General features: G+C 48.7%; 9 protein-coding genes. 7 read left to right on the top strand and 2 right to left on the bottom strand.

What is annotated here, in order from left to right; genetic code table 11:
• The 7 genes from ICL55_RS30915 to ICL55_RS30885 all read left to right on the top strand — a co-directional run.
• Positions 1–1,771: condensation domain-containing protein (locus ICL55_RS30915; protein ID WP_223151647.1), on the top strand; the 1,771-nt coding region annotated here is incomplete at its 5' end.
• Positions 1,772–1,808: 37 nt separating this feature from the next.
• Positions 1,809–3,668, top strand: coding sequence for an asparagine synthase (glutamine-hydrolyzing) (gene asnB / locus ICL55_RS30910; RefSeq protein ID WP_188105047.1), 1,860 nt, complete (start codon positions 1,809–1,811; stop codon positions 3,666–3,668).
• Positions 3,669–3,722: 54 nt separating this feature from the next.
• Positions 3,723–6,830: a non-ribosomal peptide synthetase gene (locus ICL55_RS30905; RefSeq protein WP_188105045.1), complete on the top strand. Its 3,108-nt coding sequence runs from the start codon at positions 3,723–3,725 to the stop codon at positions 6,828–6,830.
• A 15-nt stretch (positions 6,831–6,845) separates the two neighbouring features.
• On the top strand, positions 6,846–13,835 hold the full coding sequence (locus ICL55_RS30900) for a non-ribosomal peptide synthetase (protein WP_188105043.1): 6,990 nt from the start codon (positions 6,846–6,848) through the stop codon (positions 13,833–13,835).
• Between the two features lies 1 nt (position 13,836).
• Positions 13,837–15,321 (top strand): serine hydrolase domain-containing protein, encoded by a 1,485-nt coding sequence (locus ICL55_RS30895; RefSeq protein WP_188105041.1) that lies wholly within the window; start codon positions 13,837–13,839, stop codon positions 15,319–15,321.
• Positions 15,322–15,358: 37 nt separating this feature from the next.
• The gene (locus ICL55_RS30890) at positions 15,359–16,294 is read left to right on the top strand and encodes a TauD/TfdA family dioxygenase (RefSeq protein WP_188105039.1); all 936 of its coding nucleotides are present in this window, start codon (positions 15,359–15,361) and stop codon (positions 16,292–16,294) included.
• Between the two features lie 22 nt (positions 16,295–16,316).
• Positions 16,317–17,117: an aspartate/glutamate racemase family protein gene (locus tag ICL55_RS30885; RefSeq protein WP_188105036.1), complete on the top strand. Its 801-nt coding sequence runs from the start codon at positions 16,317–16,319 to the stop codon at positions 17,115–17,117.
• 289 nt (positions 17,118–17,406) lie between these two features.
• Here ICL55_RS30885 and ICL55_RS30880 read toward each other — a convergent pair whose 3' ends face one another.
• Positions 17,407–18,354 carry an endo-beta-N-acetylglucosaminidase H gene (locus ICL55_RS30880; RefSeq protein WP_223151646.1) on the bottom strand — a complete coding sequence of 316 codons (948 nt, stop codon included), beginning with the start codon at positions 18,352–18,354 and terminating at the stop codon, positions 17,407–17,409.
• 236 nt (positions 18,355–18,590) lie between these two features.
• Positions 18,591–20,225: a SusD/RagB family nutrient-binding outer membrane lipoprotein gene (locus ICL55_RS30875; protein WP_188105034.1), complete on the bottom strand. Its 1,635-nt coding sequence runs from the start codon at positions 20,223–20,225 to the stop codon at positions 18,591–18,593.
• Positions 20,226–20,238: the final 13 nt, after the last annotated feature.

Genomic DNA, 20,238 nt, shown 5'->3' with positions numbered 1-20,238 from the left:
AGAGATACGGGAAGCGGTGGTATGCCTGCGGGAAGATGATCGTGGCGCTTATCTGGCAGCTTACTACATCTCAACGGAAGAGATCACCGCAACACAGTTAAAGCAACATTTGTCGGGGCGCCTGCCGGAATATATGCATCCTTCCTATTACATCCACCTGACAGCTTTCCCCTTGTTGCTGAGCGGCAAGGTGGACCGCAAGCAGCTGCCTGCGCCGGAATTGCCGTCCGGAGGATATTTCCGGCCAGCGACGAGTGAAACGGAACAAAGGTTGGCCGGTATCTGGTCTGACGTGCTGCATATTGATAAAGACAAGATCAGCATCGACCAGAATTTCTTTGACCTGGGCGGGCATTCGCTCAAAGCTGTTCAGTTAATTGATGGGATACAACGGGTGTTGGGCACCTCACTCCGGCTTAGGGATATTTTCTCTCATACAACTATAGAAGAGCAGGCCCTGTTGACAGGAAACCCTAACATATCGTCATTACAGGATATCCCACGTGCGCCACAGCAGGAATACTATCGTGTTTCTCCGGCACAGCAAAAACTGTTTTATGAACAATGGGCCAATGAAAATACCACTGCCTATAATGTGGTGACCGCTGTGGAAATCATGGGAGAAGTAGACCGCGATAAGTTAGAGCACAGTTTTCAGGTACTCATAGACCGCCATGATATGCTGCGTGCAAGCTTCGATCTGTCGGAGGAAGGCGTGATACAATATATTCATCAGCACGTTCCTTTCCGATTGACATTATTGGATGCAGATCAGTATACATCCCGGCAGGAAGCTTTCGATGCCTTCCTTAAACCATTCGACCTGTCTGCAGCTCCATTGATACGATGCGGATTGTATGGAAACATACTCTTTATCGATATTCATCATATCGTTTGTGATGGAATCGCGCTGAATGTACTGACCAATGAATTCAGGCAGATATATATCGGTAGGTCGCTGCCATCTACGGGCCTCCGTTATGTTGATTATGTAATGTGGAAACTCGATAATAGGCAGCTGGAGCAACAACGACAATTCTGGACCCAAAAACTTGCCGGTGAACTGCCGGTGCTGGAACTACCCGTCATCAACAGTGGTGTGGTGGCCGACCGGTATACGGCTTCTCATATGCTGCTGGAGATAACAGGTGAACAGTACCACCAATTAAAAAAATACACGACTGATAACCAGGTGTCCGATTTTATGTTGCTGTTGTCTGTTTTTGATGTGTTGCTGGCGAAGATTACAGGACAAACAGATATTATCGTGTGTACTGACGTGGTGGGAAGGACCCATACAGCATTAAAAGAAGTGGTGGGCACATTTGTGAACCTCCTGCCATTGAGAATACAGATCGGGAAGGACGCTACTTTTAGTAACGTGTTACAGGACGTAAAAAGCGGTTTGCTGGAGGTGTTTGACCATCAGGATGTTCATATGGAGGAAATACTTCCCATGCTGTTACAGCAGGATCGTTTGCCTGAAAAGCTTTTCCGGGTGCACTTCTCTTTTGCCAACTATCAGGATAGCCATCACCGTTATGATGTGCTCAATATGGTGCCTTTGCAACAACGGCTTAAAGCGTCTACTCAGTACGAGTTTAAAGTAGAAGCGGCGGAGAAGGAAGATAGCATGCAGTTGTATTTTATCTTCAGTAAGGCTTTGTATGAAGAACAGACCATTGCCCTAATGGTGCAATACTATCGGAACATATTAACTGCTGTCCTGGATAATCCGGCGATGAAGCTCAGTACGATCGTTCCGGAATAAAATATCGTCATCATTTTATCATCATAAAAAAAACTACATGTGCGGAATTTGCGGCTATATGTCCCTTGTTCGTCCATTAACGGAAGGGGATCGCACCATTGTTGGAAAAATGAACCGGAAACTTACCCACAGGGGCCCCGATGCACAGGAGGAAAAGCTGGTGGACAATGTGGCTTTAGGTTTCAGCCGATTGAGCATCATAGATCTGAGTGGTGGAATGCAGCCTATCAGTAATGAAGATGAAAGCATCGTACTGATCTGCAACGGAGAAATTTTCAACTATATTGAACTACGGCAGGAACTGAAAAAGAAAGGCCACACTTTCAGGACCCGGTCCGATGTAGAGGTGATCATCCATCTGTATGAAGAAGAAGGAACAGCTTTTCTGAACAAACTAAATGGTCAGTTTGCATTTGCGTTGTACGACAGGAATAAAGGACAGCTGTTCTGTGCCCGGGACCAGATGGGCATTGTACCATTTTATTATACGGTTAGTCAGGATAACTTTATTTTCGGATCAGAGATTAAAGCCATTCTGGAACACCCGGCAGTAACCCGTGAAATTGACAGGGTGGGATTGGACCAGGTATTCACCTTTGCCGGGCTGGTAAGCCCAAGGACCTTGTTTAAAGGGATACATAGCCTTGAAAACGGACACTTTCTGCTTATGAATAAAGGAGGGAGGCTGATAAAAGAAGAGTACTGGGACCTGATTTACCCTGAAGGAGATAACGTGCCCGATCCGTCTTCTGAAGAGTATTATATCAATCGGCTCGAAGAACTTTTTGAAGCCTCCATCCATTTCCGGCTACGATCCGATGTTCCGATGGGACTTTATCTGAGTGGCGGACTGGATTCTTCCATGATCGCTATGAAGGTGAACCAACTGGTGCCCGGTGCCAGAAAAGAGGCTTTTTCCATTGACTTCATCGAATCTCAGTATTCTGAATCTGTTTACCAACGACAGATTGCCAAAGAGAGTAATCTGAGCCTTAATCAGAAAACTTTCTTCTATAACGATATCACCGAACGGCTGAGAAAGGCTATTTATCATAGTGAATGCCCTATTAAGGAAACCTATAACACCGCGTCACTTTCACTTTCTGAAAGTGTACGCAGTAAAGGGATCAAGGTGATCCTTTCCGGAGAAGGGGCGGATGAGTTCTTTGCCGGTTATGTAGGTTACCGGTTCGATAAGATAAGGGCGCTTAGCCAGGGTGCTAACGGCATACATCCACAGGAAGAAGAAATCAGGAGCAGGATATGGGGAGATCCACATTTCTTTTATGAAAGAAACTTCACAGAGTTTGATGTGTTGAAAAAGAAGTTGTATGCCAACGATGTCAGTGCTTCTTTCGATGAGGTGAATTGCCTCCTTCACCCCGTTATCAATACGGCCAGAGTACGTAACCTCAATATGCTCAACAAAAGGGCCTATATAGATTATAAATTGAGACTGGTAGACCATCTGGTGGCCGATCATGGCGACAGGATGGCATTGGCCAATGCGGTTGAAGTGAGATATCCCTTTCTGGACAAAGATTTAGTGGAGTTCTCTACCCGCATCCCGGCCGATCTGAAACTGAATGAGTTCACAGAGAAATATGTGCTGAGAAAACTGGCCAGCAGGTTTGTTCCCAGGTCAGTGTATGAAAGGGAGAAGTTCCACTTCATCGCACCGGGCAGCCCTTATCTGTTGCAAAAGAACATCCCCTACATCAATGATATCCTTTCTTACGATCTGATCAAAAAGCAGGGTTTTTTTGATCCCGATCAGATAGAAAGGCTCAAACAACAGTACAAACAGGATGGATTTATGATCAACGCGCCCTATGAAAGCGATCTTCTCATTACCGTAATCACCTTCGGCATATTCCACGAACAGTTTTTTTCCTGATAGCTACAGCAAACCCTTATTTATTACATCACCGGTTAAACCCAGCATTTCATTATGACCTTTCAAAGAGAATTGCAGCAGGCGCTCCTGGAGCATGCTGATAAAGTTGCCATCAGTTGTGGCGGGAAAAAGCAATCGTACAGAGAACTGCATCGTGTTGCTGACAGGATTGCCTTTTTCCTGTTGAGTAAAGGAATTGCGCCCGGAGCCAGGATCTGTGTAATGCTGGACGACAGAGCGGCGGTAATAGCTGCGATGATCGGCATTCTGAACGCGAGGGCGGTATTTGTGCCCATGGATACTTCCCAGCCTGAGAAGCGATATGCCGTGATGATGGAAGACCTCGCGCCGGTAGCTGTTATCGCTGGCCGCAACTTTTCTCTGCCTGCATCCTGTCCTGTATACTACTGGGAAGATATCATGGCTGATGTCACTAATACGGCAGTAGAACAACTGGTTTATCCTGTATGTGAGGAAGATGACAGCGTGTACGTGTATTATACTTCCGGCTCTACCGGCCAGCCCAAAGGCATCATCGGGAAAAACGTCAGTCTGTTGCAGTTCATTCGTTGGGAAATACAGGAGTTTAACATAGAAGCGTATACAAAATTCAGCCAGCTGATTAGTCCTTATTTCGATGCATTTCTGCGGGACGTTTTTGTGCCGCTGTTTGCCGGAGGCACGATCTGTATTCCGGAAGCGCCACAGGAATTGCTGATACCCGAACGATTGCTGGAATGGCTGGAATCATGCGAGATCAATGTGGTCCACTGTGTACCCAGTGTTTTTCGGGTGCTGGGCAGTGGCGGCCTGTCGGCGGAAAAATTGAAAACGCTTCGTTATATACTGATGTCCGGAGAGCGGCTTATTCCGGCAGAATTGGAGCCGTGGTATAAAATATTCACCTCCCGCATTCAGTTGGTAAACCTGTATGGCCTTACGGAAACTACCATGATACGGGCATTTTACCGCATACGGCCGGAAGATGTGACACAGGTGAGGATTCCCATCGGGGGGCCTATTTCAGACACAAAGTTGTTGATACTGGACAAACAACAGACCGTTTGTCCGGCGTTGTTGCCGGGAGAGTTGTATATCAGTTCACCATATATCTCAAAAGGCTATTTAAACGCGCCGGAACTCAACGCAGCAAAATTTATCAGGCTGCAGGACGGCACTATCGCGTTCAAAACGGGAGATCTGGCCCGAAAGCTGCCTGACGGTAATATTGACCTTATTGGAAGAGAAGACGGTTTGGTAAAACTTCGCGGCATCCGGGTGGAGCTGGGTGAAATAGAAGCGGCCGTGCTGCAGTCCGGCTGGGCCAAAAACGTGATATTACTACATGACCAGGAAAGCGGCGCTGAAGGCAGGCTCGTGGCTTTTGTGATACGGTCAGCGGAAGCTCCTGCACAAGCCGCGGCCGACAAGGAAATTCTCCGGCACCTGCAGCAACATCTGCCGGTATACATGCTGCCCGCTCAAATTATTGAAGTACCTACTTTCCCGTTGTTGTCTAACGGGAAGGTAAATACGAAAGCATTACTGGAAGATGCCGGCCGCAGTGATGTTGTAAAGCCGGAAAATGAAACAGAAGAAAAGATCTTATCGATCTGGAAAGAGATATTAGGCGATAAGCCGATATCTGTTGAAGAGGCTTTTAATGCCGTGGGAGGCAGCTCTATCAGTATGATGCGGCTGATTGGTAAGCTGAATAAGTTGTTTAACGTCAGAATGACGCTGAACGACTTGTTTAACAATATGACCATTCGCAGGCAGGCCGCATTGATGGTGCGGTTAAATCCCGACAGCTCCCTGCGGATCAGCAAAGCACCCCTTAAGCCGGCCTACTATTTATCTGCGTCCCAGGAGCGGCTGTATTATCTCTATGAGGTCCGCCGCAACAGCACCGCTTTTAACCTGCCTATGTGTTTCAGGTTAAAAGGAGAGGTAGATGTTAACCGTATCGCCTATACGCTGAACGAACTGGTGAAAAGACATGAGAACCTTCGGACGGCATTTCGTTATGTTGACGGAGCTATACGCCAGATAATTGCGGAAGACGTGAAGGTGGAGATAGAACACATCGATACCTGCGGCCAGCCGGTAGCTACTGCCATTGCTGCATTTATTCGTCCCTTTGACCTGTCGGAGGCGCCACTCCTGCGTGGTGCAGTGATTACCGGCGAACAGGAGAAAGTACTGGCCATAGATCTGCATCATATTATTTGCGATGGCATTTCACAGTCAGTCCTCATGTCCGACTTCATCGCAATTTATCATCAAAGAAAACTGGCGGATGCCGAATGGCAGTATAAGGATTATGCAGAATGGGAGCACGGGTTCCGCCTTTCCCCGCGATACAGCGCGCACCGCGAGTTTTGGCTGAAAAGTTTTGAAGGGGAGTTGCCAGTGCTGAAGCTGCCGGTTACGGTAACGACGGATGACCAGGAGGAAGACAAAGGCAATAATGTGCTTTTTGTAATGAATGGCACCGTGAGGGAGCGGCTGATCGATTTGGCGGCTGCGCAGAATGCTACCACCTTCTCCGTATTATTTGCGACGTATGCCGTATTTCTTTTACAGCTTACCGGCCAGGACGACCTGGTGGTGGGGACCAACACGTCCGGACGTATGCAGGATGAAATGGCAGGTGTAGCAGGCATGTTCGCCAAAACATTGCCTATCCGCTGTATGCCCCGCCCGACAACACGTTTCGTTGATTTTCATCGGCAACTGCACCGTTTCCTGATGGATGCGACCACCCATCAGGCTTACGACCTGTCTGATATTCTCCCGGAACTAAACAATGGCAGAAATACCCGTCTGGAAGACCTCTTCCTCACCATGTTTGTGTCGTTGCAGTTAGATGGCGCCGCCGCTGTTGACAAGGAAGAACTTTTTGCCCGTTACAGTTTTGAAAATCCTGCCGCTAAATATCCAATCACCCTTTTCTGGGATGATGGCCCGGATGCGTTTCAATTTCGGCTTGAATATGCGGGCCGCTACTTCACCAGCGATGATGCGCATTTCCTGGGGCAGCAGTTCTGCCAGCTGGCGGAAAAGATCGCAGGGCACCCTGAAAACACCATCGGCAGCTATATCATAGCGGCGGAAACGCCTGCCGGATTCGATGAAGACAGCATTGTATTCAACCTCTAAAATAAACCGGAACATATGTCTATACAGTCAAAGATCAATTTAACGGCATTGAATGCCAACATGGATATAGCGTCCAGGGAGTACTGGAAAAACCGCCTGGCTGGTTTTGGCTTTAATAGCTACTTTAACAGGGACATAGATACACACACTGCTTTTGATGTCAGAAATGAAAATACGATCACACAGCAGGCACCTGCTGCATTGTGGAAGGATGTCGCGGCGATCGCGCCACAGGGCAAACCCCTGCATATAGTGCTGCTGACAGCATTGGGCGCGTTCACACAGAAATGTTCCTCCCTTCCGGATACCGGCATCTTTACGCCATTGTATCAGGAAGGCCCTACTGTACCCGGTACCGACAATCTTACGCTGGTGCGGGTGAAGGATACGGCTGGTAAAAGCTTCGCCGCGCTCTTGCCTGAAATGAAAGACCATATCCTCCAGGATATGAAATATGGGAACTACCCCATTGACAAGATACTGGAAACAGTCACTGATTCCAGAAATGATATACCGGTAACGGGAATGCTGCTCACAACGCTGCAAAAAGAAACGGATTTCAGCCTGCCGGCAGACCTGCTGTTTGTTTTCAGCGCCGGTGAAGCACTGGACCTCACTATCAAATACAACGCAGATAGCTATAGCGCAGCATATATTACCCGGATCGCTCAACTGTTCTTCGGCTTTTTGGAGGCTGTTGTCGGTCGTCGTGAACAGCCGTTATCTTCCGTCAACCTGATCACGGCGGCGGAAAAAGAACAGGTCCTTGGCCGGTTCAATGATACCCGCCGGGAATTTCCTGCTGATATGACCGTAATGGACTTCTTCCACCGGCAGTTGGAAAAATCGCCCGACAGTCCGGCCATAAAGTTCAACGGACAGCAGCTTTCCTATCGCGGGTTGGATGATTGGTCTTCCCGCATAGCCGGTTTCCTGGCGGAACAGCACATGGCGCCGGGTACTGTGATCGGCGTTAGTCTGGAGCGCTCTCCTGAACTGATGGCGGCCATATGGGGGATCCTGAAAGCAGGTTGCGTCTATTTGCCGATGACAGCGGACTACCCGGTGGAAAGAATCCGCTATGTCCTGAAAAACAGCCAGGCTGCGATGCTTATCACGCATACGGCCAACCGCGAAGAATTGAAGCATGATATCCGCTGTGTGGCAGTAGCGGAAATGGAAGGAACTGCCCTAAAAGCATCACTGGCCACGCCGGAAGGCATCGCGTACATTTTGTACACTTCCGGATCAACCGGTACGCCAAAAGGCGTGATGATCAAACACCGGTCGCTGGTAAACCGCCTGAACTGGATGCAGCGGGAATATAATATAGGCGCGCAGGATATCATCCTGCAGAAGACACCACTGGTATTTGATGTGTCTGTGTGGGAGCTGTTCCTGTGGTGCTTCAACGGGTCCCGGTTGGTATTGGCCATGCCAGGCATAGAAAAAGACCCGGCAGGCATCGCACGTACGGTAGAGCAGGAGGGCATCACCGTGATGCATTTTGTGCCAGCGATGCTCAATGAATTTCTCTATTATCTGCTGGAAAACAGAAGCAAACATTCACTGACAACAATCAGGCATCTTTTTGCCAGCGGGGAAGAGCTCAAGACAGACCATGCAAGACAGTTTTTCCGGTACTTCCCGGACGCTTCCCTTCATAACCTGTATGGGCCAACGGAGGCGACTATTGATGTGGCATTTCATGAAGTGGACCGCATGCTGCCTTATCATAAAATCCCGATCGGTAAGCCGATAGATAATACCAGTTTGCTGATATTCAGCAGGGAAGGAGCGCTACAGCCTGTCGGTATTCCCGGTGAATTGTACATCGGAGGAGAAAACCTGTCGCCTGGATATGTGAACCGCGAAGAGCTGACGAAAGAACGTTTTGTGAACAGCCCGCTGAACGCCAGCGAGGTCCTGTACAAAACCGGTGATATCGCCTGCTGGCAGCCGGATGGCAATATTGTCTTTCTGGGAAGGGCCGATGATCAGGTGAAAATCAATGGCCACCGGATAGAACCCGGAGAAGTGGAACAGGTGATCAAATCTTCCGGCATGGTAAAAGACGCGGTGGTACTGACCAAACAGTTACATGCCACCGTGAAACTGGTGGCCTACCTGGTAGTGCCCGACGGATTTTCAGAGGACGCATTGCGCAAATTCCTGCAGACAGCTATGCCGCCCTATATGGTGCCCGGTTACTTCGTTAAAGTTCCGTTTATCCCCGTAAACGTTAGCGGGAAGACAGACCGCAAAGAACTGTTGGCTATAGAAATTGCCAACAATACACCTTATGTGGCCCCCGTGTCAGATATCGAGAAAGACCTTGCATCCCAATGGGAAAACATTCTGGGCAAAGAAAGAATAGGTACTGCTGATAACTTCTTCCGTATGGGAGGAGACTCCATCCTCGCATTGAGACTGGTAGGCCGGATGAACAACGAGCTGCAGCGGACGATCTCCATTGCAGACCTATATGCGAATCCCACCATCGGTGAACTGGCGGCTTTCATTGAACAATCCGACAGCCGGCAGACACCCGGTGAACAAGAGGCTATCTACCTGCAACTGGACGAGTTCCAACGCGCCTACCTGGAGAAGTATCCCAATGACACCATCGAAAAGGTATATCCCATGAGCGATATCGAAAAAGCGATGTGTTTTATCCAGCTGGCCCGCCCGGAAGATATTCTCAACTATGAACAGCATCTGCAACCGGTTTATTACGAGGAATTCCATCCCGATAAACTGCGGGAGGCCATCGATATCCTGCTAAAACGCCATGAGATACTCCGTACAGGCTTCGATCTGCATACCTTCGCCCATGTAATACACAAAACCATTAGCTACGATATTCCGTTTTACGATATCAGTCTGTTGGAAAAAACCGCACAACAACAGCGGTTGTTTGCCGATCTGGAGAAAAACAGATTGACACATTTCGACTTTACCAGGCCACCATTATGGAAGATCAGCGTGTATAAACTGAGACCCGGATATCACGAAATACTGTTTGAATGTCATCATGCGATATTCGACGGATGGAGCCTCGCCTCTTTCATCACCGAATTGAATAACGTTTACGGGGACTGCCTGCGCAATGACCGGGTAGAGCTACCTTCGCTGGAAGCTTCTTTCAGAGACCATATCGCGGCACAGCTTTTCTATAAATCAGATGCCCATACCATCGCCTTCTGGAAAAATGAACTGAGAGATTTTCGGCCGCTGACATTGAACCGCGAAAGCGGTCCCCGGTCATTCCACTCCTACCGGTACACTTATCCGCGGCAGTTGCGTACCGATCTGGAACGCGTGGCCAATGAACAAAAAACGACTATCAAACATATCCTGTTCTCTGCTTACGTTTATGCATTGAGCGTGCTGTCAGGAGAGTCTGATGTGCTGGCGGGATTGGTGACTTTCACCCGGCCACTGAAAAAAGACGGGGACAAATTACTGGGATGTTTCCTCAACACCATTCCTTTCAGGGTTGATATCCCCGGAGATATCACCTGGGCGGAATATCTGCAAATGATCGATGCGAAAATCTTTAAACTGAAAGCCTATGAACATCTCTCGCTCTCGGATATAAAACAGGCGGCCAACGCGTCAACTATTGAGAATAACCCGTTCTTCAGTACCCTGTTTAATTTCGTTAACTGGCACATCAATGATGAGATGAGACTGGAGAAGTTATCAGCACCGGAAGAAAACCGTATCGATTTTGATACTTTTCTGCGGGGATATACTTTCCTCGACATCAGTTTTAATGTCGATAAAGAGCGCATATACTGTATGCATGAATACGCATCCCCCTATATCACTACGGCGCTTTTTAATGAATATGTCCGGATTTTTGACATGGTGCTCGACCGACTCATTACTACACCGGATGAGCGGGTGGACCTTCAGGAAACCTACTGGAAACAACAGATCGGTGACAGTCTCCAAAGCCTGGAGGTATTGCCCGCGGACATCACTGATAAACACATTCTGCCTCCCGCCGGCCCGAAGGAGAACATGCCGCTTATTGTGGAACTGGACGGACAAGTGGATGTTACCCTGCTGGAGAAGAGTGTGGCGATGGTATTGCAGCAGCATGAGCTGCTGGCAAACAAATTTTCCCTTGAGACAAAAGTCTCGGTGAAAGGTACGGCCGATTGGGAGACTTGTATCGCTTCTCTGGTGAATACTGCCTTTGATGCTCCCTCGACTGTGGTGCGTGGGATGCTGCTGGTGTTTCCTCCCAACAGGCATAAGTTAGTACTCGTTTTTCACCCGGCAGTAGCTGATCGCTATGCGGTCAACTACCTCTTGCAGGAGATATTGCTGACCTATCAGCAGGGCGCTGCGGTACAAAGAGAAAAGAAGGACGCACCTGTGTGGGGAGGATATCTTTCCTGGCGCAAAAAAATACAAAAGCAACTGCACAACAAGTGCATTGCCTATTGGAGAAAGGCGTTGCCCGGTAATACCCCGCCGCTGGAGCTGGATATTACGCAGCCCTCCGGTGCCGATGGAGTGTATGAATCCGCGGTGGTTGATGTGCAGATACCAGCGCCATTGGCTATAAAAATAGCCGATTTTGCTGCTGCAACGGAAGTGCCGGAAAAGGTGGTACTGATGGCTGCGTTCAATATCGTGCTTTCCCGTTACTCCCGACAGGAAAACGTTGTTATCGGCACAGCGGAAAATAACAGAGATCACGAGTGGCTGAAGTCCGCCGTAGGACCGATATCCAATGTCCTGGCGCTTCATAGTGTGGTAAGGCCCGACATGAGCTTCCGTAACTATTGCCATCAGTTGAATGCTATTTACCAGGAGGCCCTTCAATACCGGCATATACCGTTCCATGAAATCATGGAAATACTCGGGAGAGAAAACAACGGCGACGTAGTACTGCCTTTCAGGATCGTTTTCGATTATAACCCCGTTGCACTGACATTGCCTGAAATAGACGGCATCGTGACAAGCGCCGCGATGGTCAATAAAGGAAGCAGTGAATGGGACATACAGGTAGTCCTGCAACGGGAGGGACAGGGCATAGGTGGTATGCTGACTTTCAATCGCCGCCGCTTCAGAGATAGTGACATGGCGTTGCTGACGGCGCATTGGACGGCGCTCATGGAGGCCTTACAGGAAAACCCGGACAATGGGGTGGCCACATTTGAATTGTTGTCAGCGGAAGAGCGTGCCGGGTTACTGCGGGAACTTGATAAACGTAACGTTTCTTTCCCGGCTGATATGACCATTGCAGATTTGTTTGACATCCAGGTGCGCCGCGCTCCCCGGAGTATCGCGGTGACGATGGGACCGGAAAACGTCACCTATGGTGAGCTGTCGGAAAAATCTGCTAAGGTGGCTTTGATGTTGCGTAAGAACGGCGTTAAAAGGGGAGATGTGGTAGGATTGCTGATGGACAGGTCTGTTGACCTGATCATAGCCATCTTCGGTATTTTAAGGTCAGGGGCGGCCTATCTTCCCATAGATGTTGACTATCCGGAAGAACGTATTATGTTCCTGGCCCGGGACAGCAAGGCGAAGCTGGTGCTGGCCGGAGCGCCGTTGCCCGACCGTCTCTCCTTTGATGTGCCTGTATTACAGATAGGGGACGCATGGCTGAGTAATAGCGGGGAGTCGGAACTGGTGTGTGTAAACCAACCGGCAGACCTTTGTTATGTGATATACACTTCCGGTTCCACCGGGACGCCCAAAGGCGTTATGATCACACACCGGAATGTGGTCCGTTTGCTGTTTAATGACGCGTTTCAGTTTGATTTTGGCCCGGATGATGTTTGGCCAATGTTCCACAGTCATTGTTTTGATGTGAGCGTATGGGAGATCTTCGGCTCCCTGTTATCAGGAGGCAGACTGGTGATCATCCCTAAGATGATAGCCCGGGACCCGAAACAATTTTACACGTTGCTGCAAAACGAAAAGGTAACAGTGCTGAATCAAACACCCAGTGCATTCTACAGCCTGATGCCCCAGGCGGTTTCCGGACAGGGCGCCCGGCTGCATCTCAGGTATGTGATCTTTGCAGGTGAGAAACTAAACCCGGTGAAACTGAAACCATGGTATGCACAATACCCCGATGTACGGCTGATTAACATGTACGGTATCACGGAGATCACAGTACATGCCACCTATAAGGAAATAGGTCATGAAGAAATTGAACATAACATCAGCAATGTCGGTAAACCGCTGCCCACACTGTCTGTATATGTTCTTGACGAACACCGGAAGATGGTACCGAAAGGAGTAGCCGGAGAGATATATGTTGGTGGAGAAGGCGTGGCACTATGCTATCTTGGAAATCCTACGTTAACGGATAAACGTTTTCTGGATGATCCCTATCAGCCAGGCAGCAGGATCTATCGCTCCGGAGATTTAGCCCGCATAACGGACACCGGAGAAATTGAATACATACAGCGGATCGACAACCAGATCAAATTGCGTGGATTCCGTGTAGAGCCGGGTGAGATCGAAGCCGGCCTGGGCAAACATCCGCTGGTGAAAGAAGCCGTTGTCGTGCTGAAAGGAAATGACCCGAATAAATACCTTGTTGCTTATGTGATCCCGGAAGGTACAGTGGACGCTTCCTCGTTGAAACAATTCCTGTCAACGAGCGTACCGGATTATATGGTGCCTTCCCATTATGTACTGTTGCAGGAATTTCCGCTGACATCCAACGGTAAACTGGACACCAGAGCGCTGCCGGACCCTGAAATCAAAGCGGGAAGTGATTATAAAGCAGCATTCGGTCCTGTGGAGTCTGTGCTGGTGGAAATATATGCGGATACCCTACAGCTGGACCCTGCAACGATCAGCGTTAATGCCAACATGTTTGAGTTGGGGGTACATTCCCTGCTGATGCCTATCCTGGTGTCAGATATCCATCAAAAAGCAGGTATTGACCTGCCGATCAGGGCGCTGTTCCGGTATCCTACTATTGCCACGCTGGCAGCATACATTGAAACAATTCCAAAACAATAATATGAAGAAGCGGTATGAAATATCAGCTATAATGATCATCATGTTGTTGATCTGTTTACCGGTGGTGGCCATTGCTCAAACGGAGGACGATTTTGTTTCCAACGGCCGGCACATCAAAAAACAGCTGCTGGACGCTGATGTAAGGACGCTGTTGGAGAACACCGGCATACCTGCCCTCTCATTGGCGATTATCGACAATGACAGCATCGTGTTCCACAATCAGTACGGATACAGAAACCTGTCCGGCCAACAGAAGGTGGACCCCGAAACTGTTTTCGAAGCCTGCTCGCTGTCCAAAGTATTCCTGGTGTATGTGGTGTATAAACTGGTGCAGCAGGGACAGCTGGACCTCTCCAAACCGATGTGTGAATACCAGGAGTATCCTGCACTCATGCACGATGAGCGATACAAACGGATCACCCCGGGAATGATTATCAGCCATACTTCCGGTATGGAGAACTGGATCTGGGACAACACAGGAGATAAGCTGGAGATTGTCCGTAATCCCGGCGAAGCCTATACGTATTCCGGTGAGGGATTTCAATATTTGGCCAAAGTAGTGGAAGGCATCCTGCATAGTCCCTACGATACTTACATAGATAGCATGGTGCTGAAACCATTTGGCCTTAAAAATACCTATCTGAAGTTCAGTTCCGGACTACCGGAAGTGCCGTCAAACTACACTTTCGGGCATAACAGCCTCGGAAAGCCATTGGATAAATGGAAGCCCCGGGCAGCGCTTCCTTCTACGTCTGTTCACACAACTGCCGCGGATTTTGCCCGTCTGGTCATCGCTATCTTCGCGGAAGGTGGACTGAATCACGCCGCTAAAATGACCATGCTGCAACCCGTTATGCAAACTGACAAGGAAAATCCTTTCGTGTTCATGAGTTATGGCTTTGGACTGATCAGGACCGCCAACGATACCATCGTTTCCTATAACGGTAGCAATGATGGGTTTAAAGCGAGGCTCTACTACTCGGTACCACACAAACGAGGACTGATTTACCTTACCAATAGCGATCGTGGTGGACAAATAGACGCGAAACTGGCATCACTTTCCGGCTGCGGCCTGGACCCGGCTGCAGCACTGGACGATTCAGTGTATTGTCAATATCCGGGCCCTGCATTTGATCTGCTGGGCATCTACCGCGAAAAAGGCATCGCTCCGATGATGGCCGCTGTGGAAGCCTTTGCTGCCCGGAACGCACTACAGCGTAATACGCTCAATGAACTGGCGGATATTTTCCTGGATGAAGATATCACCACAGCACGACAACTGTTGACGACCAGCATCCGGTATTTCCCCACTTCTGCCTTGTCTCACTTTTTGATGGGAATGACCTGGTTCAAAGAGAAAAAATACGGCAAGGCGCAGGCATGCTTTGTGAAAGCAAAAGCATTGCAGTATGATCAGGAGGAAGCAGATACCTACATCCGTCTTTGTAAAAACGAAATAAAAAAAGAACCCGCACTTCATCACTGATATCAAAAAATGATCATTTATGTTAAACGAAAGCCTTATGATACAGGTAAACTTCCCATCGGTCATCAACACGAATGCTGCGGATGCTGATTCGTTTATATCCCTTTACAGCGCAAATGAAGCAGCTATCGAAGAAATACTGAGCACGGTGGGCGCACTGAAATTCACCGGTGTCAATATCTCGGACGTAGGAGGATTTCAACAGATAGTAGACCGTATTTCGTCGAAATTTATCAGCTACATTGACGGTAACTCGCCCCGTACCAAACTTGCCGGCAATATCTACACCTCCACGGAATATGACAAGACACAGAAGATTACGATGCACAATGAATTGTCGTATTCCGCCAAATGGCCCGGCAGGCTTTATTTTACATGTTTGGTGCCCGCAGAAACAGGGGGCGAAACATTACTGGCAGACAGCCGGGAGATATTACGGCAGATGGACAAAACTATTGTGGAGGAGGTCCGGAAAAGAGGGATCTCCTATATCCGTAACCTGCATGGAGGTACCGGAGTAGGACCATCATGGCAGGATACTTTTGAGACGAACGATCGGGCGCAACTGGAAACCTATTGCCGGACGTACGGTATCGATTTTGAATGGAAGGATGACAATGGCCTTATCCTGCGGCAAGCCAGTCCCGGTATCATTAAACATAGAAAAACACAGCAGGAGGTATGGTTTAACCAGATAGATCAGTTTCACCCCATTCAGCTGGGAGAAGAGGTGTATGAAAGTATGATGCTGCTGTACGACAGCCCGGAAGAATTTCCCATGTACGTTTGTTTTGGAGATGGAAAAGAGATCGAAGAAAGTATGATCCACGATATGATGGATACGATCAGCGCATTAACCATCGCGCCGGCATGGGAGGCGAATGAACTACTGATAGTTGATAACGAATTGATTGCACATGGAAGAAATCCCTTTACCGGAGAACGGAAAGTGTTGGTGACCATGTCAGAGTAATGACCGACTTATACAGATCAACATGAACATCAATAAAGAACCCGTGATAGGCATTGTTGGTGGGATGGGGCCGCAGGCAGGTGTGGAGCTGTGCAGCAGGATAACAGCCCTCACCGGCGCTACCAGAGATCAGGAACATCTGTCTGTCGTAATGATGTCTTTTCCGTCGCACATCGTAGACCGCACTTCTTTCCTGGAAGGCCAGTCTGTTGTTAATCCCGGGTATAACATTGCGGCAATTGTGAGAAAGCTGGAACTGGTGGGTGCTTCTGTGGTAGGGATGGCCTGCAATACAGCTTACGTTCCGGAGATTTTCGACGTAATAGTGCAGGAGCTGCAAAGCAGCAATTGTCACGTACACCTGTTGAATATGCCACTTGAAACCTGTCGTCAGATACAACAGGAATACCCGCACGTCCGAAAAATCGGTATCATGGCCACCAACGGTTCCTATCGCTTCTCCACTTATCCGGAGATATTGCGGCAGGCTGGCTATCAGGTGGTGTTGCCAGATGAAACATTTCAACAGCAGGTGGTCCACCGGGCAATATATGATGACCACTTTGGGCTCAAGTCCAATGCCAGGGAAGTATCACCCGAAGCGCTACTGCTGATCGATGAATCGATCGATTATTTCAGAAAGCGGGGAGTAGAACTGATTATTCTCGGCTGTACTGAATTTTCTTTTGTGCCTGCGATAAAGAATGTGAAAGATATGCTCATCATTGACTCCACAGCGTCCCTCGCTAAAGCGTTGGTGAGGGAAGCTACTACGCAACAGGTGCTGCTGGCCGTTGGTCCGGAAAGTATCGCCTCCCGCTGACAGCTATGGATGTTTGTTCCTGAAGCTCCTGCCATTACCCCCCTGTTGCTACTTGTCCGGCAAACTTTTCCTGAAAAAAATAATTTTTCCTTTGTTACCCTGGGTAAATAGTTTACCTGGGGTAGCTGCATTTAAAGCAGTTGCCGGACCGGGCTGTCCGGGAAAAGACCTTTTTATCCGGTTGCCTTGCGACAGATATGATTGATAACGCAGCCCAAATGGTTTCTCAAAAAAAGGGCCGGCCTGAAAAGGCCGGCCTTCGTTCCAACAGCTAGTTGTAAACAGGGTATCAGGGCGTATAGGTTACGCTGCTGCCGTAAAGAATGTTGGACACACCGGAGAAGAACACATGTTTATCGGTACTGGTAAGATTATACCACAGGTACACGCCATAACCATTGTTCTTGGTTTGTGTGGCCAGTGAATTGGCGGTGCTCTGACTGGTGACCATAATATCTACCGCAGCGGGGCCCAGGTTGGACTTGGGCAGACCGGCCACGTTGGGCACGGAATAAGAGCCATAGATGGCATTCCAGCTATAGTTGACAAAATCACCTGCTTTTTTTCCACCCCAGGACAGACGAGAAGCGGCGGGACCATAATAATAAAACGATATTATTTTGGTCGGTATCAGCTTCCGGAGTTCGTCGAGGAGCATGACAAAAGAGCTGTCATTCGGCTGTGGCAGGCTATTGTTGCCATAGTCGGCATATTCATCGTCGAAATCAATACCATCCAGGCCGTAGTAGTTGGCGGTGTCAGCCAGCTGCTGGGCAAAAGCTTTGGCAGCAGCGCGGCTGGTGAAGTTACAGAAGCCGGCGCCCTGATGGTTTCCAAGGATAGATAATAATACTTTCATGCCTTTGTTTTGCAGCGGCACGATCTGCGTGTTTTTGTTTACCAGTACATTGGTCACGTTCGGGTTGTTGTACAACACGGCTTTGCCGGTACTGGTGTTGTAATTGATGTTCGCTGCAAAAATGATAGCAATGTCAAACAGCTGTTGCCCGCCGGTGGTAAGTGTATACTTGCCGGTATTGAGCAGACTGTTGCTGTTGACTTCAACGTAACAAACAGATTTACCGCCCGCTTTGGTAACGGTTTCCACTATAGGTTCAGTTTTGGTTTGCTGATTGTTGGGGGAAAGTTCCTCCTTTTTACAGGAGGCCATAAACAAAAGGGTTGAACAGGAGGTCAGCATCAGCATGGATGACCATACGCGGAATTGTTTTTTCATACGTAATTTTTAACGGTGATAGATATGATGACAACTGATGCCCCTGATGAGTAGTGAACAGCGCGGATCATAGATGGAAATGGCTCGGTATCTGAGACCGGCACCAGGCAGAAAATGCCTTTTTGTATGAGTACGCTTTGCTCATCAGGAGCATCAAATTTTTAGATTGTACAGTAATTATATCTTTACCAAACTACATTGTTACCCTGCTATAACATTACTATCTCCGGATCTCGTTATCGTTTGTCCCACCAAAGCGGCGTACCGCCGGTATCCTGTGGTTTACTGAGTAAACCGATGGCCTTGGTCACTGCTGCATTGTTAGTGTTGTATTCATTCTGGGGGAAAGGGAGTCTTCTTATCTGCAACGTGCCATCGATAGTGCCTCCGCTGTTGTTGTTGACAACGGGGAACAGTTTGGGGTAGCCGGTGCGACGAAATTCTGTCCATGCTTCCTGTCCTTCCGGGAACATGGCGAGCCATTTCTGGGTACTGATACGTTCCTGTTTTTCAGCAAGGGTGGCATTTTCCACCCATTGCACAGTAATATGGGAGGGGGTGTCGATGTTATTCTGCGCATTTTTCGGATCTATGTATTTGTCCGGTGTGTTGGTGTTGTTATTGATATAGCTGGCGCCTGTTACATGCCATTGGTCAAAGGAGGTGCTGATGCCTTTTTCATACAGCGCCTGTGCGGTGCCGCCGGCATTGGCGAAGTTGTTCAGCGCTGCTTCTGCCCTGAGAAAATAAACTTCTGCCGCTGTCATCAGTTGTACCGGCGTGTTCAGGGAAAATACACCGTCCTGGTAATTGAGTGCGGAGTAGCCTACATAATCGCTTTTGGCATTGGAGCTGGTGATACTGCCTAAACGGATACCAATGTATTGTGAAGGGATGGTCGCATCGGTCGATTTTGACATGTATTTGCTGAGGCGTGGATCTTTATAACCGGTCAGGTAACATTGCAGGGAGGCATTGATCTGGATATCGTTCCAGTTCTGTGCGATAAACACCAGCGGATTCGTATAGCCGGCACCGGGAATACTTACGGTCATGTTGCCGTCATTACCGGTGATCACGCCGCCTTTTGCGGGGTCGAGTGCTTTCTCTGCTTCTGCTTTGGCAAGGGCAGGGTCGGCTTTAATAACGTGCATGGCTAATCGTAATCTTAACGCATTGCTGAACTGTAGCCACTTGTTGAAGTCGGCATTGTACACCAGGTCAAAGTCGCCGAATTTGAATGGCAGCGTTTTGCCGCTGGCAATGAAATCGCGGAGGCTGGTGCTGGCAGTGTCCAGCTCTTTGAAGAAGCGGACATATATTTCCTGCTGACTGTCATAGTCGATGCTGGTTTTGCTGCCACCGGCATTGCTGTAGGGAATAGGCCCGTAGGTGTCGGTAATGCGGCTCATGGCGGTCACCTGTATGATCTGGGCTACGGCCCATACTGCCGGGAAGTCCTTCGGAATATTGGACTGGCGCAGTTTGGCCAGTTGTCCCATGACGCTCAGGTAGCCTACTTTAAAAGCTTCTCCGTTCCAGCCGGTCATCATAAAATAGCTCAGGTTGTTTTTGCCGCCATTGAATGGGGTGGCTGAAGCAAAATAACCGGAGAAGCAGTCGGAATTCAGGTTTTGTTGTAACTGGAACGAGTTGGGATCTCCGCCGCCAGAGAAGTTGTAAATAGCCATGGTGGCAGTCTTCAAATAACTGAGATTATAGAAGTCTGCTTCCAGCATGCCGTTAGGGATGCCGGTATTGTCGGTATTGTACAGCTCAAAGTTTTTGGTGCAGGCGCTCAAAGCCAGCAGCATCGTTGCTGCAATGGCTGCAAGACGGTGTTTACCGAAGAATATATTGATATGTTTCATGTTTTCAGTTTTA

This window comes from Chitinophaga varians, from assembly GCF_014529945.1.
In the GTDB taxonomy this organism is placed as follows: domain Bacteria; phylum Bacteroidota; class Bacteroidia; order Chitinophagales; family Chitinophagaceae; genus Chitinophaga; species Chitinophaga varians.
The sequence above is the reverse complement of the archived record's forward strand: the minus strand, read 5'-3'. Positions and strand labels throughout refer to the sequence as shown.

Excerpts from the sequence above, each read along its gene's own strand:
- ICL55_RS30890 (WP_188105039.1), top strand. The coding sequence starts at position 15,359 with ATGATACAGGTAAACTTCCCATCGGTCATCAACACGAATGCTGCGGAT.
- ICL55_RS30880 (WP_223151646.1), bottom strand. The coding sequence starts at position 18,354 with ATGAAAAAACAATTCCGCGTATGGTCATCCATGCTGATGCTGACCTCC.
- ICL55_RS30900 (WP_188105043.1), top strand. The coding sequence starts at position 6,846 with ATGTCTATACAGTCAAAGATCAATTTAACGGCATTGAATGCCAACATG.
- ICL55_RS30875 (WP_188105034.1), bottom strand. The coding sequence starts at position 20,225 with ATGAAACATATCAATATATTCTTCGGTAAACACCGTCTTGCAGCCATT.
- ICL55_RS30885 (WP_188105036.1), top strand. The coding sequence starts at position 16,317 with ATGAACATCAATAAAGAACCCGTGATAGGCATTGTTGGTGGGATGGGG.
- ICL55_RS30895 (WP_188105041.1), top strand. The coding sequence starts at position 13,837 with ATGAAGAAGCGGTATGAAATATCAGCTATAATGATCATCATGTTGTTG.
- ICL55_RS30905 (WP_188105045.1), top strand. The coding sequence starts at position 3,723 with ATGACCTTTCAAAGAGAATTGCAGCAGGCGCTCCTGGAGCATGCTGAT.
- asnB (WP_188105047.1), top strand. The coding sequence starts at position 1,809 with ATGTGCGGAATTTGCGGCTATATGTCCCTTGTTCGTCCATTAACGGAA.